Annotated in this window: 25 protein-coding genes; 8 read left to right on the top strand and 17 right to left on the bottom strand. The window is 58.9% G+C overall.

What is annotated here, in order from left to right:
* Nucleotides 1-221 precede the first annotated feature (221 nt).
* Both AC07RO_RS05860 and AC07RO_RS05855 read right to left on the bottom strand, forming a co-directional pair.
* On the bottom strand, nucleotides 222-557 hold the full coding sequence (locus tag AC07RO_RS05860; RefSeq protein WP_423571604.1) for a hypothetical protein: 336 nt from the start codon (nucleotides 555-557) through the stop codon (nucleotides 222-224).
* A 238-nt stretch (nucleotides 558-795) separates the two neighbouring features.
* Nucleotides 796-1,254 (bottom strand): GNAT family N-acetyltransferase, encoded by a 459-nt coding sequence (locus AC07RO_RS05855; protein WP_495085526.1) that lies wholly within the window; start codon nucleotides 1,252-1,254, stop codon nucleotides 796-798.
* A gap of 374 nt (nucleotides 1,255-1,628) precedes the next feature.
* Between AC07RO_RS05855 and AC07RO_RS05850 the strand changes: the two genes are divergently transcribed.
* Nucleotides 1,629-2,726, top strand: coding sequence for an ankyrin repeat domain-containing protein (locus tag AC07RO_RS05850; protein WP_495085525.1), 1,098 nt, complete (start codon nucleotides 1,629-1,631; stop codon nucleotides 2,724-2,726).
* 138 nt (nucleotides 2,727-2,864) lie between these two features.
* Entirely contained in the window at nucleotides 2,865-3,233 is a 369-nt protein-coding gene (locus AC07RO_RS05845) for a histone-like nucleoid-structuring protein, MvaT/MvaU family (RefSeq protein ID WP_192174709.1), read from the top strand.
* Nucleotides 3,234-3,359: 126 nt separating this feature from the next.
* On the opposite strand, the gene AC07RO_RS05840 is transcribed toward AC07RO_RS05845, so the two are convergent.
* Nucleotides 3,360-3,986, bottom strand: coding sequence for a glutathione S-transferase family protein (locus tag AC07RO_RS05840; protein WP_192174710.1), 627 nt, complete (start codon nucleotides 3,984-3,986; stop codon nucleotides 3,360-3,362).
* Nucleotides 3,987-4,255: 269 nt separating this feature from the next.
* On the opposite strand from AC07RO_RS05840, the gene AC07RO_RS05835 reads away from it, so the two are divergent.
* Nucleotides 4,256-4,504: a CsbD family protein gene (locus AC07RO_RS05835; RefSeq protein WP_495085524.1), complete on the top strand. Its 249-nt coding sequence runs from the start codon at nucleotides 4,256-4,258 to the stop codon at nucleotides 4,502-4,504.
* A gap of 281 nt (nucleotides 4,505-4,785) precedes the next feature.
* On the opposite strand, the gene AC07RO_RS05830 is transcribed toward AC07RO_RS05835, so the two are convergent.
* Nucleotides 4,786-5,502, bottom strand: coding sequence for an SDR family oxidoreductase (locus AC07RO_RS05830; RefSeq protein ID WP_495085523.1), 717 nt, complete (start codon nucleotides 5,500-5,502; stop codon nucleotides 4,786-4,788).
* A 572-nt stretch (nucleotides 5,503-6,074) separates the two neighbouring features.
* Nucleotides 6,075-6,995, bottom strand: coding sequence for a LysR family transcriptional regulator (locus tag AC07RO_RS05825; protein ID WP_495085522.1), 921 nt, complete (start codon nucleotides 6,993-6,995; stop codon nucleotides 6,075-6,077).
* Between the two features lie 85 nt (nucleotides 6,996-7,080).
* Between AC07RO_RS05825 and AC07RO_RS05820 the strand changes: the two genes are divergently transcribed.
* Nucleotides 7,081-7,866, top strand: a complete 786-nt coding sequence (locus tag AC07RO_RS05820) for an NAD(P)H-dependent oxidoreductase (RefSeq protein WP_495085521.1) — start codon at nucleotides 7,081-7,083, stop codon at nucleotides 7,864-7,866.
* 208 nt (nucleotides 7,867-8,074) lie between these two features.
* On the opposite strand, the gene AC07RO_RS05815 is transcribed toward AC07RO_RS05820, so the two are convergent.
* Complete coding sequence (locus AC07RO_RS05815; RefSeq protein ID WP_495085520.1) at nucleotides 8,075-8,617, bottom strand: NMCC_0638 family (lipo)protein; 543 nt, start codon at nucleotides 8,615-8,617, stop codon at nucleotides 8,075-8,077.
* 1,140 nt (nucleotides 8,618-9,757) lie between these two features.
* On the opposite strand from AC07RO_RS05815, the gene AC07RO_RS05810 reads away from it, so the two are divergent.
* On the top strand, nucleotides 9,758-11,062 hold the full coding sequence (locus AC07RO_RS05810) for a tyrosine-type recombinase/integrase (protein WP_495085519.1): 1,305 nt from the start codon (nucleotides 9,758-9,760) through the stop codon (nucleotides 11,060-11,062).
* Nucleotides 11,063-11,103: 41 nt separating this feature from the next.
* On the opposite strand, the gene AC07RO_RS05805 is transcribed toward AC07RO_RS05810, so the two are convergent.
* The 9 genes from AC07RO_RS05805 to AC07RO_RS05765 all read right to left on the bottom strand — a co-directional run bounded on the left by AC07RO_RS05805 (nucleotide 11,104) and on the right by AC07RO_RS05765 (nucleotide 19,475).
* Nucleotides 11,104-12,186, bottom strand: a complete 1,083-nt coding sequence (locus tag AC07RO_RS05805; protein ID WP_495085518.1) for a protein-glutamate methylesterase/protein-glutamine glutaminase — start codon at nucleotides 12,184-12,186, stop codon at nucleotides 11,104-11,106.
* Nucleotides 12,149-12,682 (bottom strand): chemoreceptor glutamine deamidase CheD, encoded by a 534-nt coding sequence (gene cheD, locus AC07RO_RS05800; RefSeq protein WP_192173841.1) that lies wholly within the window; start codon nucleotides 12,680-12,682, stop codon nucleotides 12,149-12,151. The genes AC07RO_RS05805 and cheD overlap by 38 nt, the downstream gene beginning before the upstream one ends.
* Entirely contained in the window at nucleotides 12,679-13,488 is an 810-nt protein-coding gene (locus AC07RO_RS05795; protein ID WP_495085517.1) for a CheR family methyltransferase, read from the bottom strand. Before AC07RO_RS05795 ends, cheD begins: the two co-directional genes overlap by 4 nt.
* Before the next feature lie 9 nt (nucleotides 13,489-13,497).
* Nucleotides 13,498-14,037 (bottom strand): chemotaxis protein CheW, encoded by a 540-nt coding sequence (locus AC07RO_RS05790; protein WP_495085516.1) that lies wholly within the window; start codon nucleotides 14,035-14,037, stop codon nucleotides 13,498-13,500.
* Between the two features lie 36 nt (nucleotides 14,038-14,073).
* A complete protein-coding gene (locus AC07RO_RS05785; RefSeq protein ID WP_495085515.1) occupies nucleotides 14,074-15,732 on the bottom strand; it encodes a methyl-accepting chemotaxis protein in 1,659 nt (552 codons plus the stop codon).
* 29 nt (nucleotides 15,733-15,761) lie between these two features.
* On the bottom strand, nucleotides 15,762-17,807 hold the full coding sequence (locus AC07RO_RS05780; protein ID WP_495085514.1) for a chemotaxis protein CheA: 2,046 nt from the start codon (nucleotides 17,805-17,807) through the stop codon (nucleotides 15,762-15,764).
* A 67-nt stretch (nucleotides 17,808-17,874) separates the two neighbouring features.
* Entirely contained in the window at nucleotides 17,875-18,162 is a 288-nt protein-coding gene (locus AC07RO_RS05775; protein ID WP_495085513.1) for an STAS domain-containing protein, read from the bottom strand.
* Between the two features lie 23 nt (nucleotides 18,163-18,185).
* Entirely contained in the window at nucleotides 18,186-18,554 is a 369-nt protein-coding gene (locus AC07RO_RS05770; protein ID WP_065990830.1) for a response regulator, read from the bottom strand.
* 9 nt (nucleotides 18,555-18,563) lie between these two features.
* Entirely contained in the window at nucleotides 18,564-19,475 is a 912-nt protein-coding gene (locus AC07RO_RS05765) for a methyl-accepting chemotaxis protein (protein WP_495085746.1), read from the bottom strand.
* A 675-nt stretch (nucleotides 19,476-20,150) separates the two neighbouring features.
* Between AC07RO_RS05765 and AC07RO_RS05760 the strand changes: the two genes are divergently transcribed.
* The 3 genes from AC07RO_RS05760 to AC07RO_RS05750 all read left to right on the top strand — a co-directional run bounded on the left by AC07RO_RS05760 (nucleotide 20,151) and on the right by AC07RO_RS05750 (nucleotide 22,008).
* The gene (locus AC07RO_RS05760; protein WP_495085512.1) at nucleotides 20,151-20,885 is read left to right on the top strand and encodes an HAD family hydrolase; all 735 of its coding nucleotides are present in this window, start codon (nucleotides 20,151-20,153) and stop codon (nucleotides 20,883-20,885) included.
* 56 nt (nucleotides 20,886-20,941) lie between these two features.
* Nucleotides 20,942-21,520 carry a nucleotidyltransferase family protein gene (locus tag AC07RO_RS05755; protein WP_495085511.1) on the top strand — a complete coding sequence of 193 codons (579 nt, stop codon included), beginning with the start codon at nucleotides 20,942-20,944 and terminating at the stop codon, nucleotides 21,518-21,520.
* Nucleotides 21,521-21,765: 245 nt separating this feature from the next.
* On the top strand, nucleotides 21,766-22,008 hold the full coding sequence (locus AC07RO_RS05750; protein WP_192173851.1) for a hypothetical protein: 243 nt from the start codon (nucleotides 21,766-21,768) through the stop codon (nucleotides 22,006-22,008).
* Between the two features lie 62 nt (nucleotides 22,009-22,070).
* Here AC07RO_RS05750 and AC07RO_RS05745 read toward each other — a convergent pair whose 3' ends face one another.
* Entirely contained in the window at nucleotides 22,071-22,421 is a 351-nt protein-coding gene (locus AC07RO_RS05745; RefSeq protein ID WP_407073248.1) for a RidA family protein, read from the bottom strand.
* Nucleotides 22,422-22,458: 37 nt separating this feature from the next.
* On the bottom strand, nucleotides 22,459-23,610 hold the full coding sequence (locus AC07RO_RS05740; RefSeq protein WP_495085510.1) for an NAD(P)/FAD-dependent oxidoreductase: 1,152 nt from the start codon (nucleotides 23,608-23,610) through the stop codon (nucleotides 22,459-22,461).
* Nucleotides 23,611-23,632: the final 22 nt, after the last annotated feature.

Here is a 23,632-nt window from a genome sequence, read left to right as displayed (position 1 = left end):
TTTGTGCCTGCGTGCGCTCTGGATTAATCATAGAACTTACCAGCTAGCAAAATAGCTGCGCAACGCTGCCATGGGTTTGATCCGGCGCGAGTCGGCTTGTGAAGGCTAGAGGTCAGTTTAAAGTAGCCCAACGCGCCCGCTGCACCTATCCGACACCAAACATTCCAACCTTCAGAAACAGAAAAGCCCGGCGAACCGGGCTCTCTTGAACCGAACGCTGCTTATCGAGCGGCTTTAAGTTTGATCACGTCACCGGATACGGTGGTGGTGTAGCCGTTCAGAACCCATGCCCAAAACCACTTTTCCTGCACTTGAGTATTGATCAGCGCATCGCCACCTTTGGCTTGGATGGCGTAACTCTGAGCGCGGACGAAACGGTCGTTTTGACGAATCGGGATCAGACCGAAGAGCATCAGGCCAGTGGCGCTTGCCTCACTGTGGCCAACGACAGTGTACTGGCTGCTGTCGTATTGCTGGGTCTTCATGGCGGTGCCGGTGCAACCCGCTAGAACCAGACCACATGCTGCAGAAGCGATGATTTTGCTGAAAGACTTCACGTAAAACTCCATTGAAAAGAGCCCGAATCCAATTATTGGGCGGCGACACTTTACCCGAAGGGATAACACGTGTGCGCACCGACACTCTCAGTGGAGGAGTCTTTAATCCGGGCGATTCAGATCGCCCCGACTCCCTCAAGAACCGATGCGTGTAGACCGCAGCCTGGAAGGGGGGGGCCGGGTTGGGCAGCAGCAGCCTTCAAGCTGAGCGCTGTCATCTGTGCGGTACAGAGTAAGCCTAAAGCCTGCGCTGCATTAGCGAATGCTCTTTGCCCCAGGCACGAAATGACTCTAGATACTCCCATCCTCGCTTTGCGTAATACTCACGTCGGTCATGCGTGTGCAAATACAGCTTCGGATGTCCGATTTCTTTTGCTGTGGAGCAGACCTCTGCAATTAGCTGTTCGGCCAAGCCACGCTTCCTTGCTGACGGTGCAACAAGCACATACGCAAGCCACGGCCCCACTTCTGAGTAATCGGGCGAGTCGTTTTTGGCCAGGGCGGCCCCTCCAAGGAGCTGACCATTTTCCAGAGCGATCACGGTTCGCCAGTTCCCGTCATTCTGGCCATCTTTAAATTCGCGCTGCCAATCAGGGAGCGCCTGAGTAGCGAATTCATACGCGAACTGTTCATGCAGCCACGATGCAAATGTGTCGCTATAGCCCATATGATCGCGAAGCAAGACCGTCTGGAACATGTGATTAATCCTTGAGATGAGCCGGTTTGTAGCGTCTGATTCAGGTACGCGCGCTGCGTCGGCATTCACGGCTGCCGCAACGTAATTGTTGGCATTCAAGCCATCACCCAGCGGTTTAGCGATGCCGAACTGACACAACAGTCGTGCGAGCCAGATGGGTCATATCACAGGTTTTAGGTGCAACAAGCCTAGCCTGTCAAAAAGCTGATGGGGCTGGTTACTGATGCCTGGCCGGTGCTTCAGTTTAAGCAAACACTTGGGAAAACGCGGGGCTTAGGGCGGCTTGACTTATCCTTGAGTAATACCTTGGTTGAGTGTGCCGTAAGCGTCCGGCGAACTTACCTAGCTGTGACCAAAAACCTAGTGAATCTATAATGAAAAACCTCTTTATCAGGATGATGACTGCCTTAATGAGTACGCGTAAAAGAAAGAAACTCCCGAAGGATTTCGATCAACTGCTGGAGCACGCTCCGTTTGCCGAGTTGATCGCAGTGTTCGATGTGTGCGACCTCGAAGCCACCGGTGGCTACAGCAAAAGCGCCGCGCTTGGTTTTTATAATTGCCCCGATGATCTGGTTCGCTGGCTGGTGGAGCAGGGCGCAGACGTTGATGCTCGTGACCAGTATCAGCGGACAGCTTTGCACCATCGTGGTTCGCGCTGGAAAGGAGGTGTCGATCTGCTGCTGGATCTAGGGGCCGATATCGAGGCTCGGGATTATCAGAGCGAGACACCGCTGCAAGCGGCGATCAAGAGTCACAAGGCCGACGCAATCGCTGCCCTGATCCGCCGAGGCGCCAATAAAGAGGTTAGAAGCCGCCAGGGATACAGCCTGTTGCACCTCGCACTGCTGACCACGTCCAACGCCGACATTACTGCCACTGCGAAAATCGCTCAGATCTTGTTGGAGGCAGGTTCGCAAGTCGAAGCCGCTATGCGTTCGGAGGTGGAGCGTATCGGCCGTGGATTCGAATTTCACCGAGCCGGCTTCAACCCTGATTACCTGCATGCAACGGATGCAGCCCTTATCACTCTCTATCGCCTTTTCAATGTAACTCCAGTTGCCGCGCGCGACATCCATGACGGTCAAGCTACGATAGTCGTGACACCAGCTGACTGGCCTGCCCAGCATCAGCAATTGTGGAAACTGCTGGTGCCATCCTCTGGTGCAGCAACTACGGTGCAAGGTGAAGTGATCCGCATCAGTGGCCGTATCTCGATAGAGATCAACGACAATGGCTCGGCCAACTGGGACGCGGATTTCAAGAAAATGCTAAAAGCGCTTGTGGAGCATCTAGGCAGTGCCGTGCCCTTAAGGGACCTGGAGCTGTCCGAAGCCCGCACGCTCGCTGCTGCACTAAAAAACGGTACCGACCCTGCCGAGTACAGCGATCGCCTGTGTGAACTGGCCGTATGCTGGGTCATCGCCAATCCGCAGCCAATGCCGATGAATACGCCTTCCTATAATCGCTGATGTAGCTCTTGGAGTTCTCGGCATCCGGTTATTGAACTGGCCCAGCCGTTCGGCGGAGTGTTTAGGAAAACCAGGCGAATGACTGATTACCGGCGTTCGGCTAACATCGGTCGTATCAAAACGACCTTGGAGATTTAAATGTCCCGCCTTGCTGAATTCCGCAAACTTGAACAACAGCTCGCAGCCCAGCTCGCCGAACTTGAAACCCTGAAAAATGATAGCGGTTTGAAGAAAGAAATCGAATTTGAAACCAAACTGCGTGGCCTGCTCGGTGAGTACGGCTTCAGCTTGAGAGAGATAGTCGGCATTCTCGATCCTCAGGGAACCAGCGGTCGGCCGTCTGCTCCAGTGGCTGCCGAGAAAAAGACACGCAAGGCCCGAGAGATGAAGGTTTATAAAAACCCCCTGACAGGTGAGGTCGTAGAAACCAAGGGCGGCAACCACAAGCTGCTGAAAGCCTGGAAAGGCCAGTTCGGCGACGAGGTTGAGAACTGGTTGGTTAAATGACCCGTTGGAGTTGAAATAGCCGTCGTAAGACGGCTTTTTTATGGCTGCGATTGCGCTCTGACGAGAGCTGTGAAGCGTTTGGAGACGCTTCCTGGGCAGGACCTACCAAGCCGGCGTGTTTAGTACTCAGCTTGCGAACTTGTAATCACCGCCTTTTTTTACCGCACTGATATAGGCCGGCCGCGCCTGGAACCGGTCGATCCACGCGGAGAGGCCAGGGTAGTCGTGCAGCATGCCTTGGGACTTTGCAAACTCGCCAATAAAGCTCATCTGGATATCCGCGCCGCTGATTTCTTCACCCAACAAGTAGGGAGTAAGTTTCAAGGCGGTCTCCAGGTAACCTAGATAGTTGGCCAGTTCAGATTCGATTCGCGGCTGCAGCGGCTTGCCAGCTTCCCCAAGGCGCCCGACATAAAGACTCAGCATCAGCGGCAGCATGGCCGACCCTTCTGCGAAATGTAGCCATTGCACATATTCGTCATAGGTTGCGGTGGCCGGGTCAGGTTGCAAGCGGCCGTCGCCGTGGCGGCGGATCAGATAATCGACGATAGCCCCGGATTCGATCAGCACATGAGGACCATCCTGAATAACCGGTGATTTGCCCAGCGGGTTTATGGCTTTCAGTTCAGGGGGCGCCAGGTTGGTCTTGGCGTCTCTTTGGTAGTGCTTGATTTCATAGGGCAGGGCGAGCTCCTCGAGTAGCCAAAGGATGCGCTGCGAGCGGGAATTATTGAGATGGTGAACGATGATCATGAAGATCCCTATGAGATGGAAAGGTGTGTAGGGACAGACTGTTGTGTCGCACTGTGGTTCTAAAAGGTTGCGAAATCAGTAGTCAGTAGCCTTCTCGAAGGCCGTGTCTCGGTCAGGATGGCGACGGGTAGGGGTGGTGGGTGTCATGCGGAGGAATCCAGAGGCTCATCCTCGCTGAACTAATCACTGCGCCCGTCCCCTAATTCTGCGCACGTTGCGCCAATCCCAGGCTGATCCTGGGTCACTCACACACGAAGGTTTGGTGAATCATGAAGAGCGAACAGGTAGAAGGCGTTGTAGAGCAGGTTGCCGGCAAAGCACAGAGCGCAGTAGGGAAACTGTTTGGTGATTCGAAGCTGGAGGTGGAAGGTACCGGTCGCCAGGCTTCTGGTCAGCTGACCCAAGCCTATGGCGATGCGATGGACAGCATCTCTGCGTTTGTTAAAGAGAAACCAGTCGCTGCAGTTGCCATTGGTGGAATTGCTTTGCTGATTCTGGACCGTCTCTTTCGCCGCTGAGTTAAGAGTGAGGGACGCTCCTACAGGTGGCTTCTCGTTAAGTTTAGATATGCCTGCCCCCCGATGACTGCCCGCTAGCAGCTTCGGGGGGAGGAAGGCGTGGACAGGAATCTCCTGAGGCTCCCAGTTTATTTGCTTACGATGCAAGTCCCCCGGAAGCAGTGAGGAACTCATTTAATTCATCTTCACATAACCTCCTGGCCGGTTTGCTTGGCTGGAGGAGGTGCGCTTGGAGCTAAAGGCGATGAGAGGGTGGCTGACTATCTATACTTCTTAAGTCGCTATCTGCCTCCCAGACTTCCGCCACCATCGACGCTGATCACCTGGCCCGTCACAAAGGATGCATTTTCACCAAGCAGGAAGGTGATCAGAGAGGCAACTTCTGATGGCGTTCCCAGCCTTTGCATCGGAATCGTGGATAGTATTTGACGCTCAGCATCACTCCCCACTGGTCTGGTGGCTCGGAAAAGCTCTGTTTCTATAGGGCCAGGCGCGACTGCATTTACTGTGATTCCGATCGGCGCCAATTCAAGCGCCCAAGTACGGGTAATGCCCACCAAAGCGCTTTTGGCGGCAGAGTATGCTGTTCGATCTCGTGCTCCATAAATGGCTCGGCTGCAAACATTCACTATGCGTCCTGCCGAGGACTGCTTGAGGGATGGCAGGCAAGCCTGAGTGACCTGTACCGACGCCCTCACATTCAGGTCAAGGACGCTGTGGAGTGTCTCAAGGTCAAGCTTTTCAAGGCTCTGCGGGGTCGCAATACCTGCATTGTTGACGACGGCGTCAATGGAAGTCCGCTCTAACAGTTTCCGAAGCATCTCACCCGTTTTCTGGGCGTTAGCTAAATCACACAGGACTAGCGTGCCGGGAAAACTGTCAATTGCTCGCCTGGCGATGCCAACCACATCCCATCCTGACTCTGTCAAATGGGAGCTGAGCGCTAAACCTATCCCTTTGGTAGCACCTGTCACCAATGCAGTTCGTGTGTTGCTCATGCTTACCTTCTCTTCATTCGACGCCAAATATCCTGATAGCACAGACCTCTCGGCGAACAAAGTGATGCCATTGTGATCTCATTCGTAGATCTCAACTTCTACGTCTTGCGCTCCCCGGGAAGGGCTTTGTGGCCAAACGGTTCCTCAGTACCTGGCTTGTCATGTCTGTGATGTTGTGTCTGACTGGGTGCGCCTGGTTTCAGACAGTTCCTCTAACCGTAGCTTACGGGGAAGGTTTTCATCGTGGATGCGAAGCTCGGGAGCAGGGGTCGGGCTATGAGGCGCGGGATGCTGACGCCCGGGCTCATCTCCAAGGGCGCTACTGGCAAGGATGGGGACGCGGTTTCAATTCGTGTCTGTCGCCTTGGGAAAAAGCGCAGCAAGACAAATGGCTGCATGGGGAAGACAAAAAATACTGCACCAAGCATCAGAAAAAGCGCGGCCACTGCAAAGAGTAATGAAAGGCGACCGCGCTTCCGGGATAAGTTGCCATGTCGCAGCGCTGACATGTGTTCAGCGTCGGATCGACTGCGACTGATCAACCGGCAGAATTGAGTCGTCGCATTGACTACTCAGACCTGGGGGTTGGGCGTCCCAATCACATTCGAAGCGATGAGTTCGCGTAGCCACATATGGGCGGGGTCTCGGTGCACTCGCTCCGGCCATAGCATGAGCATTTCAAACCCCGGAATGCTGAGCGGCGGCTCTTGGACAAGGAGGGCCGGCTCATCACGTACCAGCCTTTCAGGCACAACTGCAACAAGATCACTGTGCGCCAATGCGGATAGCAGCGAGTTGAAGTTGGGCACCGACAAGACGACGCGCCGCTCCAGACCTTTGGCAGCAAGTGCCTGGTCAGTGCTGCCTACGAAACCCGCTCCGTTTGGAGACATGACCGCATGCTCAAGCTTGCAGAACGCTTTGAGGCTTAGCCTGGACGCCAACGCCGGGTGATCACACCGCCCGGCCAGCACGTAGCGCTCGTGAACCAATGAGCGCTGGCGTAACTTCGGCGGCGCTTCATCGCGGATGTGCAAAGCCAGGTCGAGCCGACCGTTCTCCAGATCATGAGCCAGGTCGGTCGGGTATTTGCTGAGCAGCGCCAATCGAGTGTTTGGCGCAAGGCGCCGCATCGGCCCTAGTGACGGCCATACCAGAGCGGCAGTGGCGTAATCACTGGCGGCCACCTTCCAGGTTTGAGTCGACAGTAAGGGCTCAAAGGCCACAGTGGGGCTGAGCGCGCCTTCTAAAGCCGCGAGTGCTTCACGCAGCGGTCCACGCAATTCGCGACCCCGCTCTGTGGGCAACATCCCTCGAGGGCCCGGCAGCAACAACGGATCGTTCAGCATCTCTCTGAGACGGCCTAGCTGCAGGCTGACAGTTGGCTGAGCAAGGTTCAGCAATCGCGCCGCTCGGGTGACGTTTTGCTCGGCCAACAGCGCGTCCAGCGTGACCAACAGATTGAGATCCAGCCGATGCAAGCTATTGCTCATGTAAATACCAAGTGTTTCGGGAATTCATTTCTAACATAGTAGCCCCGACGCTACGGTGAGGCCATCAACCCACTCGGAGCCCGTAATGAAGCTACTTCTAATCTATGCCCACCCCGAACCTCGCTCTCTCAATGGCGCATTGAGAGATTTTGCGGTTGCCCATCTGACAGCCGCAGGGCATGACGTCCGAGTCTCGGATCTCTACCAGATGCGCTGGAAGGCCGCCCTGGACCCGGACGACGCACCCGGCTACGCCAGCGATAAGCCCTTCAACCCGGCGACAGAGTCCCATCGCGTACTTGTCGCCGGTACCCAGCCGGCGGACATCGAGACCGAGCAGGCCAAGTTGCTGTGGGCCGATGCCGTGATCTTCCAGTTTCCCTTGTGGTGGTTTTCCATGCCCGCGATTCTGAAGGGCTGGATTGATCGCGTGTACGCCCATGGTTTTGCCTACGGCGTCGGCGAACACAGCGAAAGCCACTGGGGGGATCGCTACGGCGAGGGAAGCATGGCGGGCAAGCGTGCGATGCTGGTGGTCACGATGGGAGGTTGGGAATCCCACTACAGTGGCCGGGGCGTCAATGGTGCCTTGAATGACGTGCTGTTCCCTATCCAGCACGGTGTGCTTTTCTACCCGGGATTCACTGTGATGCCGCCGTTCCCGATCTATAAAACCAGCAAAACCGACGCCGATCGGTTCGAGCAGATATGCGCAGCCTATGCCACTCGGCTGGATAACCTGTTCCATGACCAGCCTCTGCCGTTTCGCAGGCAAAATGCCGGCGACTATGAAATTCCGGCACTGACGCTCAAGCCACACCTTGCGCCTGGTCGGCATGATTTAGGAATCCACCTCCTTGGTGAGGAATAAAGGTAGTCGGACCTGTAGACGCGCGGTGCACGCGAAACCTCATTAACACGTGGTCGATTCCAAACCAGACACGCACGGCGGCGGATGACCTGCCGCTGCTCGCAAGGGAAGGCGAAAGCTGGCTCGAGGCACTTTCGCTTCACCCTCTAACTATGGCCAACGACGCTGTACTGGCTGCTGTCGTAACTTGAACACTGATTCGACGCCTTCACTGACTGATGACTGCGGCCGTTCCAAGCGCTTGAATATTTGCAGTGTCAGACGTTGCAGTCGTTAGTGTGAACAGCATTTTTCGTGCGCCGTTCGGAACAGACCATTGGTTGGAGAGGGTGTGCGTCATCCCGTTTGCGCCGGTTTGCTTTTGGTCGTCCCTGACCAGCTCCGCGCTGAACGGAGCCGGCGCGTTGGCCACCAGTGCTTTGAAAAGGCGGGTGGTGATATTCGCATCAGCCCTGCGAGCATGCAGGGCGCACAGATTTTTTCCAGTGGGTAAGGTCAGTACGAACGTCCCTTGTTTATCTGGAACAGGCCATGCGTCGCCTGGGGCGTTTGCCAGAAATAGCGCTGCCTTTTCGGGGGGAAGCTTTGGCATCGGTGCGAGTTTCACCCGAAGGGCTTCGAGGTTTGGCAGGTTCCGCAGGCAGAGCGATGAATAAATCTTCGCAAAGGCGTTCGCCGGGTCATCTGTCTCAGCTGCAATACAGGTGTTTATACCGCCGATGGCAGCGACCAGCGCCAGGAATTTAAGCATCACAGTTATCCGTGAGAAATGTTTGAAAGGTCGTCGGGTTCCAGAAGGCGCGGATACTATCGGGCATGTCGCCGGTATGGATATCTCCAAACACTTCAGTTAGCCACAATTTGGCATGACAAGGTGGAGGATGCGTGCGCTCAGATCGCCAAGACCTGGAGAGCGTAAGGTTCGGCATCACACATGCTGGTAAAGGCCAGCTGTCAAGAAGCGGCTGGGCGGATGTACAACGTAAAGTGTTTCATAATTTAACATAATATACATTATGCGTAACGGGATATTACGGTGCTGGGGCGGTATGACGGAGAATCGAATGTGCCGCCTCATGAATCCACTGTCCCTGGTCTTTCAGCGTCCGGCCTGACTGGCGACGTCAACGCTTACCCTCGATTCCGGCGTTTCTTTGATCGCAAGCCTCCCGGCCGTATCGATCACGATCTAATGTTCGCTGCAGCTGCCCACCCTGCAAAGTCTGAGTTTGAATTCACACCGGCACCTGTTAAGCATTGCAACTGCCTGGCACCCGGATGACCGCCGGTGCTCGCATCAAGTGATGCGCCGATGTCTAACCGGCGCCGATGACTCGCACCGCAGATCACATCACAGGCTCAGCCCCTAGGACCTATCACAACGCGGTCCAACAACACGTGCCTGATCACCCTGATTTAAACAGCGAACCCTCGATACCCAGTCTTAACAGGCCCAGCCGTCCCCAGCCAAAACCCAGGACAGCCCGCACGGTAAGCCAACCAAACCACTCAACCTAAGACAGTCTTAAGCCGAACATACAGCCTCGATTACGGCCGAGTATTCCCTGAAAGCCCCGTAATACAGGCCCTGCAGCCCATATACGCGAAACTGACTACGCCCGTACAGTCAGCAAAACCGCCGCATTCACACGCCCAAACTTGCCAAAACTCGCCAAAACCTCGCAAAACCGCAGCCCGATTCAGAAACAGCCAGCCCAATGACCTGAGATGCCCAAATCAGGCCACAAAAGCCAGAGAGATCCAGGCACCCCGACTAACACACCCCAACCCACAAATGCAATATCCGATAACTGTCAGACCCGGATATTGCATATGCACGTCACCTGCACGATCATGCCGGCACCTTCCGCACTCACAGCCAGCGAATTCCATGCCCGCGCCTTCGTCACCCCATCCGCTGTTCGAAACCTACGCGAAGTTCGGTGAGCTGAACTTCAGTTCCTTAAAGGAAGAGCTTCCGGCGATCCGGGATTATCTGGAGCAATTCCCCGCCGAGACTCAGGCGATCGAAGGCTACCGCGCCGTGCGCAGCTTTCTCAAGTCCTACGCCGGCAACGAATCCACGTTCAATTCATACCGCACCCACGTCGAGCGGCTGCTGCTGTGGACGATGCTCAAATCCAGAACGCCCCTCCTCGCCATGCGCCGCACCCAGGCCGAGAGTTTCATGGAATTCTGCCTGGCGCCCGATCCGGCATGGGTCGGTCCGGTGGTCAAATCCCGCTTCACCCGCCTCGGTGCGCGCAAAAAAAACGCAACGGACACCTACGTGCTCAACCCCGACTGGCGACCCTTCAGCCAAACCGTCGCCAAGGAAGAACGCAAGCGCGCACAGGAAGAAAACCGGCCTGCCCTTCAGGACACGTATCGGCTGGCCCAAGGCTCTATCGCGCAGATCTTCGCGGTGTGTGGCAGCTTTTTCCAGCACGCGATTGATGAGGGTTTCTGCGAGCAAAACCCGTTTCGCGCGGTGAAGCAAAAGAGCAAATACAAAGAGCGCAACACCGATAACCAGGACACGCGCATCCTGACCTCGCTGCAGTGGGATTTCGTGTTGGAGACCGCCGAGTTGCTGGCGGCCGAGGACGCCAAGTACGAGCGCACGCTGTTTATCGTGGCAACGATTTTCTCCATGTACCTCCGCGTTTCCGATCTGGTGGGCCGCGATAACTGGAAGCCGACCATGGGCGATCTGCGCAAGGACGGCGCCGGGAACTGGTGGTATCACGTGGTGGGCAAAGGCAATAAAGCCGGCAAGATCAGCGTGCGTGACGATTATGTCGAGAATTACCTCAAGCGTTGGCGCCTGCACCAAGGCCTGTCACCCCTGCCCGGCTTCCGTGAAAGCACGCCGCTGATTGCCACTCAACGGGGACGCGCCGGGTTATCCGACCGGCATATCCGCGTGCTGCTGCAAGAGGTATTTGATCGCGCGCTGCAGCGCATGCAGGCCGAGCACTGGCCGGATGAAGACGTCGGTCGCCTGCGCGCGGCGTCCTTGCACTGGCTGCGCCACACCTCGGCGACCTTCGATGCACCGCACCGGGACATGAAGGATCTGCAGGTCGATCTGCGCCATAACAGCCTCAGCACGACACAGAACGTCTACTACAACTCCGAGGATGAAAAGCGGGCGTATTCGGTCAAGCGTCTGCCCATGAAAGAGCGATCGTGATCGGTCATTCCCTGGGCAGATGCTGAAGGTCAGCGGTCAGGCTAACTGTTGAGGATTGCCTGATGAATATGCTCCAGCGGCATGATCCGCTGGGCAGCGTTGAGCTTGATGGCCTCCTTGGGCATGCCGAACACCACGCAGCTCGCTTCATCCTGGGCCACGGTGGCGGCGCCGGCGTCGAGCATCTCCTTGAGACCGCGCGCGCCGTCATCGCCCATGCCGGTCATGATGATCCCGGTGGCGTTCTTGCCGGCGAACTTGGCCACCGACCGAAACAGCACATCCACTGAAGGTCGATGCCGGTTAACCTGCGGCCCGTCAATCACCTGGGCGTGATAATAAGCGCCGCTGCGGGTGACCATCAGGTGCTTGCCACCGGGGGCGATCAAGGCCAGTCCTGGGAGGATTCGATCGTTGTTCCGCGCTTCGCGCACCTCGATCGCACAGATGCTGTTGAGGCGCTCGGCAAACGAGGCGGTGAACTTCTCCGGCATGTGCTGCACGATCACGATGCCTGGACACACCCTCGGCAGCGCCTTGAGCACCGCTTCCAGCGCCTGGGTTCCGCCCGTGGAGGTGCCGATGGCGACGATGCGTTCAGTGGTCTGTGCCATGGCGTGGCCACTGGCGGCAGGCAGGATCGCATCCGCGGTCAACTTGCCGGCCGGAACTGGCAACGGTGCCGGGCTGGCGCTGCGTTTTCCCAGGTTCCTGACGTTGGAGTTGGCGGCAGCGCGTATCGCGGCCACCAGCTCGGCCGCCGATTCGATCAGGAAATTTTTCAACCCGGTCGTGGGTTTGGTGATGATTTCCACTGCGCCTGCCGACAACGCCTGCAGGGAGGTTTCCGCGCCTTTTTGGGTCAGCGAGGAACAGATGACCACCGGCGTCGGCCGCTCGCTCATGATTTTCCTGAGAAAGGTGATCCCGTCCATCCGTGGCATTTCCACGTCCAGCACGATCACGTCGGGCCATTCCCGGGCGAGCTTGTCCATGGCAAAAATAGGGTCGGACGCGGCACCCATGACGTGGATATCCGGCGTGTCGCTGAGAATCGCCATCAGCACCTGACGCACCACGGCCGAGTCATCGACCAGCAGTACGCTGATTTTTTTGGTAGGCATCTTGTTGAAGTGTTCCCATTGGTTGGTGCCGAACCCAGACGTTGCCGTTCCACACGTCGAACATGATCGTGCGGTGACCGGTGCTGCCCATGTCCTGAGCAGTCAGGTGCAGGTGGTAACGCTCGGCCAGGGCCAGCGCCGCGCGAATATTCATACTGGCGACGTCCTGCGTGCGCGGGTCGCGCGGCTGATCGGGAAACATTCTGCCGCCGCCGAACAGCTTGATCTGGTAGTCCTGGACGTGAGTCCCATTGGCGAGGGCATGTTGAAGCAGCAACTCCAGCGCCTCGTCGCCATATCGGCCGTCCAGCGGCTGATCGTGACGCAGGCGCCCTGGCAGCATGAAGTGACACATGCCGCCGATCAGCCGTTGCGGGTGCCAGAACGTGATCGCCACGCAGGAACCGAGCAGTGTGCGCAAGCGCGTCGGGCGCGTCGCGAAACTGACCTGACCCGGGACCAATACCACTTCGGCGGCGCCGACGGGCATTTTCATGGCTTGCGGTAAATCGATGGCGCCACCAGCTTCAGGGTGTCATTCACACCGTGGAGGCTTTCCGAGTGACTGATGATCAAGTAGCCACCGGGCTTGAGTAGCGGCAGCATGCGTGCGATGACTTGGGCCTTGGTCGGCTGGTCGAAGTAAATCATCACATTGCGCAGGAAGATCACCTCGAATTCACCGAGTGCGGGCAGCGCTTCGTTGAGGTTGACCTGGACAAAGTTGACGCGGCTGCGCAGGGTTTTGTCGATCAGGAAGGTGCCCTCCTGGCGGCCGATGCCCTTCAGGCAGTACTTGACCAGCAGCGGGTGAGGCAACGTCTCGGCACGCCCCATGGCGTAATGGCCGCTGCGCGCCTTGGCCAGCACTTGAGTACTGATGTCCGAACCCACCACTTCCCAAGGCGTGGTACCCAGACCTTCCGCCAGCGTCATCGCCAGGCTGTAAGGCTCCTCGCCCGACGAACTGGCCGCGCTCCATACCCGAAACACCTTGCCCGGCGCAGCCTTGGGCAGCACCTGCTGACGCAAAAAGTCGAAGTGCTTGGGCTCGCGAAAAAAATAGGTTTCGTTGGTGGTCAGTAAATCCAGGGCAACTTGCAGCTCTCCCTTGCGCTGGTCATTCATGATCAGCTTGAAATACTCGCCATAACTCTGCAGCTCGTAATGCTTGAGGCGCTTGAACAGGCGCCCTGCCACCAGCGCTTTCTTGGCGGGCGACAGGTTGATGCCGGCCGCACGGTACAGCCAGCTCTGGAACTGACCGAACTCACGATCATCGATGGTAGCGGTGTCTGTCATGTTCGGGCCTCAACGCGGGTCGGGATCAAGGGACGGTGCCTGACCGGCTTCGGCAAGGCTGGACATTTCATCGATGGACAGCACGTTGTCCACGTCCAGCACAATCACGAACTTGCCATCGACCTTGGCCATGCCGTCAATAAAATCCGATCGAATCCGTGCGCCGAAGCTGGGCGGCGGCTCGATCTGTGTGGACGGAATCTCTTGCACCGCAGACACGGTGTCGACCAGCAAGCCGATGTCCTGCGCCTGCCCCTCCTCGGTGCTCGCCTCAATGATGATGACGCAGGAGCGCCGAGTGATCGCGGAGTTGGCTCGCCCGAAGCGCGCCGACAGATCGACCACCGGCACCACCGCACCGCGCAGGTTGATCACCCCGCGCACGAAGGCGGGCATCATGGGCACCACGGTCAGGCTGCCGTATTCGATAATTTCCTTGATCCCCAGAATGCCGATGGCAAACATTTCGCCGCCGAGCATGAAGGTCAGGTACTGCGCGTCCTCATCCACCGCAACTGCGGTTTGCCGAGTGGTCGTCACTGCGCCCATATCGTTCTCCCTGTAGGCCCGCATCGATTGGTGTGATCAGAAGCGGGTGAATTCCGATTCGTCCGGGGCACTGGCCATGCTGTACGCAAACGCTTTGCGCGGCGGCTGCGGTTTGACCCGAGGCGGCTGATGGCCCGGCTTGCTGCCGGAATTGTCTGCGCTGTTGCTTTGAACGGCGGGCCGTGGCGTTGAATCCAGCACGAAGAAACTCATGGCCTGTTGCAGCTGTTCGGCCTGACTGCTCATTTCTTCGGCGGTGGCGGCCAGCTCCTCGCTGCTCGACGCGTTCTGCTGGGTCACCTGGTTGAGCTGGGTCATCGCCGTGTTGATCTGCGCGACGCCCGCGGCCTGCTCTTCGGAGGCCGCGCTGATTTCCTGCACCAGGTCGCTGGTCTTGTTGATGGACGGCACCATCTCACCGAGCAACTTGCCGGCCTTCTCGGCCATGTCCACGCTGCTGGAAGACAGCTCGCCGATTTCCTGGGCAGCCACCTGACTGCGTTCGGCCAGCTTGCGCACTTCGGCCGCGACTACCGCGAAACCTTTTCCATGCTCACCGGCCCGAGCGGCCTCGATGGCGGCGTTGAGGGCCAGCAGGTTGGTCTGGTAGGCGATGTCATCGATGATGCTGATGCGTTGGGCGATTTTTTTCATCGCCACCACGGTCTGCTGCACCGAATCGCCGCCCTCGGTGGCTTCCTTGGCGGCTTTGCTGGCCATGCCATCGGTCACTTTGGCGTTTTCAGTGTTCTGGTTGATGCTGGCGCTCATCTGCTCGATCGAGGCACTGGTTTCCTCGACACTGGCCGCCTGTTCACTGGTCGCCTGGCTCATCGATTGCGCGGTGGCGCTGACCTGCTCGGAGGCGCTGGCCAGGTTATCGGCAGCGTTACGCACTTCACCGATGATGTGTCCCAGCTTGCCGACCATGTTGCGCATGGCGTTGAGCACCATGCCGGTTTCATCCTTCGTCCCCGGTGCGATAGGTGCACTGAGATTGCCTTCGGCCAACTGCTCGGCGGCGGTGGCGGCTTGTCTCAGCGGACGCGAAATGATCCGCGCGATGAACACGGCCAGACCCAGGCCGATCAATAACGCAGCCACCAGCGCCACGATGATAGCCAGGCGGGCGATTTCATACAGCGCCGAGCCCTTGTCACCGGCAGCCGTTGCGCCGCCGTCATTGAGCTCGACCATTTTTTGCAGACGGTTGGTCACATCATCAAAGCGCGTTTTGGACTCGCCCCTCAGCAAGACGCGTGCTCGGTCTTCCTGATTCTGCCGGGACAGTTCAAGCACCTGATTGCTGGTTGCCAGGTAGGCGGCCCATGCGCTTTTCGCAGCGGCCAGAAGCTGACGATCTTCGTCGTTCGACAGCAACTGCTCATAGGTGCCCACGCGGGTTTCGAACTGCTGGCGGGACTCGGCGGCTTCCCGCTCAGCCTGGGCCTTCTCTTCAGCGACGTCGGTCGTTATGGAGCGGTACTCTTTCAAGCGATAGTTGGCGGCAAAAAAACGCATGCCTGCCGCTGCACGCATGGAAGGCATCCAGTTACCCCGGATGTCCTGGGCCGCCTGGTTCACGGCCCCCAGCTGATGAATGGCAAAGACGCCCATCGCCGCGGTGAGTGCCAGGACCACCAGGAATGAGCTGATCAACTTGGTGGATATTTTGAGATCGTAAAACCATTTCATCGTGGAACCTCCAGGGTGTTGCGAATACGTCAGCGAGCGACGACGGTTGGCGAATAAGCCGCCTGGGTCGAGCGGGCCTCCAGTTGTACGATTTGGTTGAGCAAGGCCGGTATGTCGAGGATCAGCGCCACCGCGCCACTGCCCAATATGGTGGAGCCGCTGATGCCGCGCAGTGCGCCAAACAACTTGCCCAACGGTTTGATCACGGTCTGGAACTCACCGAGCAGGTCGTCCACGACCAGCCCGGCCTTGTGCTCGGCGTAGCGGACTACCACCACATTCTGGCGTCGGCCAGCGCTGCCTTCGTGGCTGAAGTGCTCGCGCAGGTCCACCAGCGGCAACACCTCGCCTCGCAAATCCAGGTAACCCTGGTCGCGGCTCGACTGGCGCTGGTGTTCGTCCAGTTCGATGCATTCCTGAACCATGTCCAGCGGAATCACGTAGGTGGATGTATCGATGCCGACCAGAAAACCGTTGATGATCGCCAGAGTCAGCGGCAAGCGAATACGCACCACGGTGCCCTGGCCCGGGCGACTGTCCAGATCGACAGTGCCGCGCAGCAAAGTGATGTTGCGCTTGACCACGTCCATGCCCACGCCACGGCCCGACAGATTGGTCACCGCCTCGGCGGTAGAGAAACCCGGTTCGAAGATCAGGTTGTAGATCTCCTGATCAGAGAGCACCGCACCGCTGGCCACCAGGCCGCGCTCTTGAGCTTTCTCCAGGATCCGTTCGCGGTTGAGTCCGTTGCCGTCGTCGGCGATTTCGATGACGATGCTGCCCGAGTCGTGGTAGGCGTTGAGGCTCAGATGGCCCTTCCCCGCCTTGCCGGCAGCGCGCCGGGCATCAGCGCTTTCGATACCGTGGTCCATGGCGTTGCGCAGCAGGTGCATCAATGGGTCGCCGATTTTCTCGACAACGGTCTTGTCCAGTTCGGTTTCTGCACCGCTGATGGTCAGCTCGATGTCCTTGCCCAGCTCTTGGCTGATGTCGCGCACCACGCGGCGGAAGCGGTTGAACGTGTCGCCGATAGGGATCATGCGCAGGTGCAGTGCGCCATCAAGAATCTCCTCCACCAGTCCTGATACCGTCGAGGTCGCCTCTTGCAGCGGGTCGTTCTGACAGGAACGTGCCAACAAACTTGCGCCGGCGCTTGCTATCACGAGTTCGCCGACCAGGTTAATCAGCTCGTCAAGCTTGTCCGCATTGACGCGCACGTAGTTGCCGTCCCGGGCTTTCGGCTCACTGGCCGCCGGTAGCCGCTGCACCGAAGCCGTCAATGGGCCCTGCTCTGCCTGGGCAACCAGTTCGCTGCCGATGGACACAGCATTGTGGGAAGTTTGGTCGACGGCCTCGATGCTCACTTCACAGTCGTCACGCACAAAGTCGAAGACTTCGTTGAGGGTGGCGTGGCTGGCCGTCGAGCGCAGGTCGATCTCGAAACCCAAATAGCAGCTTTCCGGGTCCCAGCTGTCCAGTGCCGGAATAGTGTCGGTGAGGGTCGTGACCTGCGTGATCTGCCCCAGGGTTTCCAGGTAGCGCAGGAACGACAGCGGGTCCATGCCATTGCGAAACACGTCCACACCGAAGCGCAGGGAAATATGCCAGAGCACCTCGGCTGACGTGTCGGCAGAGCCGGTTTCGGTGTTTTGAACGCCGGTGTCGGGGGTACTGTGCGGGGCCTGATAGGTGCTCAACGCCTCGCGCAATGCCGCTTCACGCTCCAGGGCCGCAGGCTGGAGCGTTTCGCCACGGCTGGCGACGACGTTGATCAGCTCCAGCATATGATCGCCACACTTGAGCAGCACCGCGATCAGCCCGGTGTCGACTGCCACACTGCCGTCGCGCAGACGGTCGAGTACGTCCTCGACGATGTGCGTGAAGCTGACGACGGGGTTCAGGCCGAACAGACCGGCGGAACCCTTGATGGTGTGCGCGGCACGAAAAATCGCGCCGATGGCATCCTGGTCAGCAGGCTCGGTTTCCAACTGCAGCAGGGATTGCTCCATCACCTGCAGCAGTTCGTGCGCCTCTACAATGAATGTCTGCAATGCCTGGTCGAGATTGATGCTCACCTGGACCTTCCTTGTCTATCAATGAACGTGCAATGAACGTGGCTGGGACTGGCGTGGCGGGCGCTGGCTATGAGGCCGCTTTGCGACACAGCTCAAGGGCCTGCGTGACCGCCACGCTCTGGCCGGTGACGCTTAACGCGGTGCCGGCGTTGTCGGCTTCACGCTGGATGACCGCGAGCAACTGCAGCCCCGCTCCATCCATTTCTGTGACCTGCGAGAGGTCCAGCTTCAGGCGTGGCGCCCCACCCATCTGCGGCAATAGCGCGCCCGCCAGCTCGGCGACGGAGTAGATCGTGAGCTCGCCGTCAATGCTGACGCAGGTGCTGTCGTCGAGTGTTTCGATGGTGATCGGCATCGCAGCCTCCCTCGCGCAAGGATTCAGGGCAGGATGAGTTTCGACACCGCTGCCAGCATCTGCGCGGGCTGGAACGGTTTGACCACCCACGCCTTGGCACCCGCCGCCTGGCCCTCGGCCTTCTTCGACTCCTGGGATTCGGTGGTCAGCATGATGATCGGGGTGAACTTGTAGCTGGCCAGCTTCTTGACCTCCTTGACGAAGGTGATGCCATCCATGTTGGGCATGTTCACGTCACTGATGATCAGGTGCACTTTCTGCCCGGTGAGCTTGCCCAGCGCATCCTTGCCGTCGCACGCTTCGATCACGTCGTAACCGGCGCTTTTCAGGGCAATGCCTACCACTTGCCGCACGCTGCTGGAGTCGTCGACCACTAATACATTCTTCGCCATGAGGGGCTCCTAAAAGAAGGTGATGTCTTGAGAGTTCTGCTGCACAGGCGTCTCTCCACGATGGGTGCGCCGCTGCTCGTCAGTGGCGTAGGTAGCGTCCATGCGTGCCAGCCACTGGCGGGCATCAATGGACGTCGCCTGATCCGGGGCTTCGCTGGCCTGGAGCAGGTGGCCATGCAAGTCGTCCATGTTGTCGCGCACATGGCTGAGGATCTGGCTCACACGGTCCTGGAATTGCAGGTCGACCAGCACCTCGGTCATCTCGTCACCAATGCCCCGGCTTTCCTGCTTGAGCAGGTCCGCGGATTCGGCCAGGCGGCCGGTGATGTTATGAAAACGCTCGAGCACGACTTGAATACTGTTCTCTGACGCGGCCACCGATTGGCTGTCTTGATCGGCGCTGCTGGAGGCGGCGTGCACCAATTGGGTGATGCCGTTATTGATGATGTCGACCTTGGCCGACATCTGCTGGCCGGTCTCGCTGGATTTGCTCGACAGGCTGCGCACCGCGTCGGCCACCACGGCAAAGCCGCGCCCGGCTTCACCCGCACGGGCCGCTTCAATGGCCGCGTTGAGTGCCAGCAGGTTGGTCTGCGCGGCAATCGCCGCCACATCGGCGGCCATGGTGCGCAGTTCGCCGGTATACGCGGTGAGGCCGCGCACCTGGGCCAGGGTCTGGTCACGGCTGGTTTGAGCGGCCTTGAGCGAGTTGATCACCTGGCTCAAATCGCTTTCGCTGAGGGACAGCACTTCGAGCGCCCCGTCCGCGGTTTGCCCGTCGAGTTCGCCGGCCGCGCGCTGGGAAGCCTGAACCGTTTCCTGCAATCGCGCGGCGATCCCGATGAACCGGTTGGTCAGATTCACAATCGCTTCTTCGGTCTGATGCCGAGAGCTTTCCACTTGCCGGGCCCAGATCGGCATGGCGCCCAGCAATACCTCATCGAGTTGTACCCGCGAGGTCATGCCGTTGCTCGCCGCGTCTGCCTCTGACTGATCCGCTTGTGCCCGGGCAGTGGCTCGCAACACCACGTCACGTTGGGAAACAGCACTCCACACCCCCGCGCCGAGGCCGACCAGAACCAGCGCCGCGCACGCGATGAGGTTAGGGAGAGAGGTCGACTGGAACAGTATCCAGGCGACGGCGGGCACGACCGGAATGAGGGTGAACCCGAGAAAGCGCCGAGAGCGGAGAACGGAAATGGGGCTGGATTGACGCTGGGTCATGGGTTCGATCCTTGAACAATGCTGCGGATGTAACTGACATCACGGTTATCTGCCCAGCGCGTCACAACTTGAGTTACCCGCCCTGCCTTCCGTCTGGTTTATGACTATCGCGTTACGGCGCAGGATGCTTGCCTTTCGCGACAACGCCGGGCCTCGCATAGAAGCTCCCCGGCGTTGCGGCCAGACACTTGGCGAAGGTCGTCTTATCGACACCGGGAAGACCAGCCAAGACAATGAGCATCTGATACTCCCCAGAGAATGTGCTGTTCAAAGGAGGCGGATTTAGTCATACGAGGTATCTCAGCGCCGCAAGGCGGGGGCAAGATCGATAAATCAGACGCTTTGAGTCCAACATTTTGAGTTGAACCACCCATGCACATCCGCGCCGTTTTGTTCGACCTCGACAACACGCTGGTCCATCGCCGGCAAAGCATCGATGCCTACGCGGAAGTGTTTGTGCGCGAGTATGCATCGCACCTTGGCAGCCATGATCTTGCGCTGATCGCCGACCTGATTGCAGCTCAGGACAACGGCGGTTATCTATCAGCGGACAGTCCTCACCCCACTATCAGAATGGCTGTCGCATCAGCGCTGGTTGAACGCCTGCAATGGCAGCTACCGGTGGACGTGGCAGAGCTGGCAGCGCATTGGGTCGAGCTGTTCCCGGCGCAAACCGTCGAGATGCCGGGCGCTCGGACGCTGATCGACACGCTGCTGGGACACGGCATCACCGTCGGTATCATTTCCAACGGCACCCAGCGATCACGCGAGCGCACAGTCGCTCGCCTCCCCTTTGCACGGCACGTCACGCATCTGGTGAGCTCCGAGGCAGCAGGCTGTCGAAAACCCGATCCGAGGATTTTTCTGCAGGCGGCTCAATTGCTGGGGCTCGATGCAGGCGAATGCATGTACGTGGGCGATCATCCGATCAACGACGTCAAAGGCGCTGAATCCGCTGGCATGAAGGCAGTGTGGTTAAGCGGGTTTCACCCCTGGCCGCAGTCGGAAGCGGCGCCCGTCACTACCGTGGATGCATTGGTGGATGTTCTGCCGCTGCTTGAGCAGGCAAACAGCGGCGGTAGATTCACCCGCGCAGACCCGTCCTGATCGGTTTTTTTTCAAACAGAGCTCGCTGCCAAAGCTGGCCCACCCAGGAACTCCACATGACACTGACCGCCTCCACCCTCATCGATCTGGCCTTGTCCAACCCGGTTAACGCTCAACTTGTCGAGCGACTCCCATCTCTGGGGCTCAACCAGACCCTGCTCACCGCAGGCTGCCTGTTTCAGGCGGTCTGGAATCGGATATCCGGTCGTCCTGCGGCGTGGGGCGTGAATGATTACGACGTGTTCTATTTCGACGAGGACCTCTCATGGGAGGCAGAGAACCGCGTCATTGTCGCGGCGCAGGCGCTCTTTGAGGACTTGGACGTCAAAGTGGAGCTGCGCAATCAGGCGCGCGTGCACCTGTGGTTCGCAGACCGGTTTGGCTATGACTACCCGCCGCTCCAGTCCGCGAAAGAAGGCATTGACCGCTTCCTCATCTGCTCGACCTGCGTCGGACTGCACATCGACACGGGCGAGCTCTACGCGCCCCATGGCCTGGATGAGCTCGAACCGGGGGTTTTGCGTATGAACCCGAACTTCCCGCAACCGGCGCAGTTCCGCAAAAAGGCGCAGGACTATCAGGCACGCTGGGACTGGTTGCGCGTTATTGAGTCCGAGCCAGATTCCGGTCTCTAAAACGGTTCTGGAGACCCACGCCAGCGCATTGAATTGACGCCAGACTTGAGTAAAGCAAACCCCTTTAAAAAGGATGGCGTCAAATTACCGACTGCCAAACGACACCTAAATCAACACGACGCCTAAAAGCGTCATATTCCCGACGAAATGCATCTCCGCCGCATTGCCACAAGCCATCACCTCCCCTCAAAATCGCCGCACACCCGCTGTCCCGCGCCGTGATTTGCCAAAAAGGAATGAGAGCAATGAAGAGCATCTTTGTGGTTGTAATGACTATGTGTTCCGGTGGGGAAGGATGCCTGGACGAGAGCCAGCCGACGGCGTATTCGACCCGCGCAGAATGCATGGAGAGCGTTGCCGTGATGCCGACCAGAAAGGGCATCAAATACCGCTGTTCATCGGTGCCCCAAGTGCTGATCACTCAACAGCGTCGCGCGACCCAGAATCACCTGGTGACCAACTCCGCCGAAGCGTCTGTCCGCCCTTGAGCGACAACGCCGGGCCGGGAATAAACCCGGACCGGCGCAGTTGATTTAGACCGCCAGCTGATTCAGCCCGCCGCCACCACTGTGATTTCCACCAGCAAATCCGGCGCTGCCAGGCGTGATTCCACGGTAGCCCGCGCGGGTGCGTGCCCTTCCGGCGCCCAAGCGTCCCACACTTCATTCATGCCGGCGAAATTCGCCGCGATGTCCGACAGCCAGACCTGCGCGGTAAGAATCCGCGTCTTGTCCAGGCCGGCCTTGGCCAAGTAGTTGTCAATCTTCTCCAGCACTTGCGCGGTCTGCCCTTTGATGTCGAGGGTGCGATCCGTCGCGGTCTGGCCGCCGAGGAAGGTAAAGCCGTTGCACTGCACGACGCGGCTCATGCGTTGGTTGGTTTCGATGCGATTGATTTCCAGCATGTGAACTCCTGAGGGGATGGTGGGTGTTAAGGGTTTATCGAACGACTAAAGAGGCACCGCTCGGAATATCGAACTGTGGCGTTTTAGAACGGGCGTCATCAAACCGGCCGATGTCGAACGCCTCCAGCGAAATGTCCGAATGCTCGCCGAGGATCTGCTGCGCCAGGCGCTTGCCGGTGCCGGGGCCCATCTGGAAACCGCTGCCGCAGAAGCCGAAGGAATAACTGAGATGGCTGGCCTTGCGGCTCGCGCCGATCACCGGCAAATCATCCGCGGTAAACGCTTCGACGCCGGCCCAGACGCGATTGACGCCCAGGTGCTTGAGATGGGGAAACAGGTCGGTGACGGTCCTCGCGCTGATGCCAAGGCGTGCCAGGTCCACTTCGCCGTGGCGCGCCGGGAAATCCACGCTGCCAATCAGTTTGCCGCCGATCACCACCGTGCCATTGGCGAACTGCTTAAATGACAGCGAGCGACCGGTTGCCCCCAGCACCGGCGCGCAAAACGGCGCGACGCGGTGGGTGACCATCAGCATCAGGCCTTCGGGGTGGGCCGGCACCGTCTCGCCGACTTGTTCGGCCAGCTCCCGCGCCCAGGCCCCGGCGGTGATCACCAGATGCCCGGCGCTGAACACCCCGGCGGGCGTGCTGACCTGCCACTCAGTGCCGCGTTGCTCGATGCGTTGGGCCGGTGTCCTTTCAAGCACCTCCACCCCGAGCTTTTCCGCCGCCAGCCGAAAGCTCGTCACCGTTCTGTAGGGAATGGCGTAGCCGTCATCCTTGACCCAGATGCCGCCCATCACATGCCGGGCAACCGTAGGAATGATCTCGAACACCTGTTGAGCGTCGATCAGCACTTCATGGGTGAAACCCAGGCGCTGCAAGTGTTCGACCCGCCGTCGGCATTCGTCGAGTTCGGCGGCGGTTTCTGCGAGTTTGAGCTGGCCGCTGGGCACGAAGCCGCCTTCATCCCCCAGTGTCCGCGCCAGGTCATGCCACAGAGCGCGCGACGACAGCGCCAGGGGAATTTCCGCATCGTGACGGCCGAGGGTGCGCACCCCGCCCGCGTTGACCCCGGACGCATGGCGGCCGCAGTAATCAGCCTCCAGCACTGTGACCTCGACGCCGCGCTGAGCCAGGTGCAACGCAGTGCTCAGACCGTGAATGCCGCCGCCTATCACCAGCACGTCGCTGTGCCTTGCCCGTGCC

The sequence above is a fragment of the Pseudomonas sp. GW821-FHT07F05 genome, assembly GCF_059418765.1.
This window is presented reverse-complemented; position numbering and strand designations above follow the sequence as displayed.

What these genes read in the sequence shown, in the direction of transcription:
- AC07RO_RS05770 (WP_065990830.1), bottom strand. Translation starts at nt 18,554, where the DNA reads ATGGCGAAGAATGTATTAGTGGTCGACGACTCCAGCAGCGTGCGGCAA.
- AC07RO_RS05810 (WP_495085519.1), top strand. Translation starts at nt 9,758, where the DNA reads ATGCCCGCGCCTTCGTCACCCCATCCGCTGTTCGAAACCTACGCGAAG.
- AC07RO_RS05785 (WP_495085515.1), bottom strand. Translation starts at nt 15,732, where the DNA reads ATGAAATGGTTTTACGATCTCAAAATATCCACCAAGTTGATCAGCTCA.
- cheD (WP_192173841.1), bottom strand. Translation starts at nt 12,682, where the DNA reads ATGAAAATGCCCGTCGGCGCCGCCGAAGTGGTATTGGTCCCGGGTCAG.
- AC07RO_RS05825 (WP_495085522.1), bottom strand. Translation starts at nt 6,995, where the DNA reads ATGAGCAATAGCTTGCATCGGCTGGATCTCAATCTGTTGGTCACGCTG.
- AC07RO_RS05795 (WP_495085517.1), bottom strand. Translation starts at nt 13,488, where the DNA reads ATGACAGACACCGCTACCATCGATGATCGTGAGTTCGGTCAGTTCCAG.
- AC07RO_RS05765 (WP_495085746.1), bottom strand. Translation starts at nt 19,475, where the DNA reads ATGCCGATCTGGGCCCGGCAAGTGGAAAGCTCTCGGCATCAGACCGAA.
- AC07RO_RS05850 (WP_495085525.1), top strand. Translation starts at nt 1,629, where the DNA reads ATGAAAAACCTCTTTATCAGGATGATGACTGCCTTAATGAGTACGCGT.
- AC07RO_RS05820 (WP_495085521.1), top strand. Translation starts at nt 7,081, where the DNA reads ATGAAGCTACTTCTAATCTATGCCCACCCCGAACCTCGCTCTCTCAAT.
- AC07RO_RS05750 (WP_192173851.1), top strand. Translation starts at nt 21,766, where the DNA reads ATGAAGAGCATCTTTGTGGTTGTAATGACTATGTGTTCCGGTGGGGAA.
- AC07RO_RS05855 (WP_495085526.1), bottom strand. Translation starts at nt 1,254, where the DNA reads ATGTTCCAGACGGTCTTGCTTCGCGATCATATGGGCTATAGCGACACA.
- AC07RO_RS05755 (WP_495085511.1), top strand. Translation starts at nt 20,942, where the DNA reads ATGACACTGACCGCCTCCACCCTCATCGATCTGGCCTTGTCCAACCCG.
- AC07RO_RS05790 (WP_495085516.1), bottom strand. Translation starts at nt 14,037, where the DNA reads ATGGGCGCAGTGACGACCACTCGGCAAACCGCAGTTGCGGTGGATGAG.
- AC07RO_RS05835 (WP_495085524.1), top strand. Translation starts at nt 4,256, where the DNA reads ATGAAGAGCGAACAGGTAGAAGGCGTTGTAGAGCAGGTTGCCGGCAAA.
- AC07RO_RS05845 (WP_192174709.1), top strand. Translation starts at nt 2,865, where the DNA reads ATGTCCCGCCTTGCTGAATTCCGCAAACTTGAACAACAGCTCGCAGCC.
- AC07RO_RS05760 (WP_495085512.1), top strand. Translation starts at nt 20,151, where the DNA reads ATGCACATCCGCGCCGTTTTGTTCGACCTCGACAACACGCTGGTCCAT.
- AC07RO_RS05815 (WP_495085520.1), bottom strand. Translation starts at nt 8,617, where the DNA reads ATGCTTAAATTCCTGGCGCTGGTCGCTGCCATCGGCGGTATAAACACC.
- AC07RO_RS05805 (WP_495085518.1), bottom strand. Translation starts at nt 12,186, where the DNA reads ATGCCTACCAAAAAAATCAGCGTACTGCTGGTCGATGACTCGGCCGTG.
- AC07RO_RS05775 (WP_495085513.1), bottom strand. Translation starts at nt 18,162, where the DNA reads ATGCCGATCACCATCGAAACACTCGACGACAGCACCTGCGTCAGCATT.
- AC07RO_RS05830 (WP_495085523.1), bottom strand. Translation starts at nt 5,502, where the DNA reads ATGAGCAACACACGAACTGCATTGGTGACAGGTGCTACCAAAGGGATA.
- AC07RO_RS05840 (WP_192174710.1), bottom strand. Translation starts at nt 3,986, where the DNA reads ATGATCATCGTTCACCATCTCAATAATTCCCGCTCGCAGCGCATCCTT.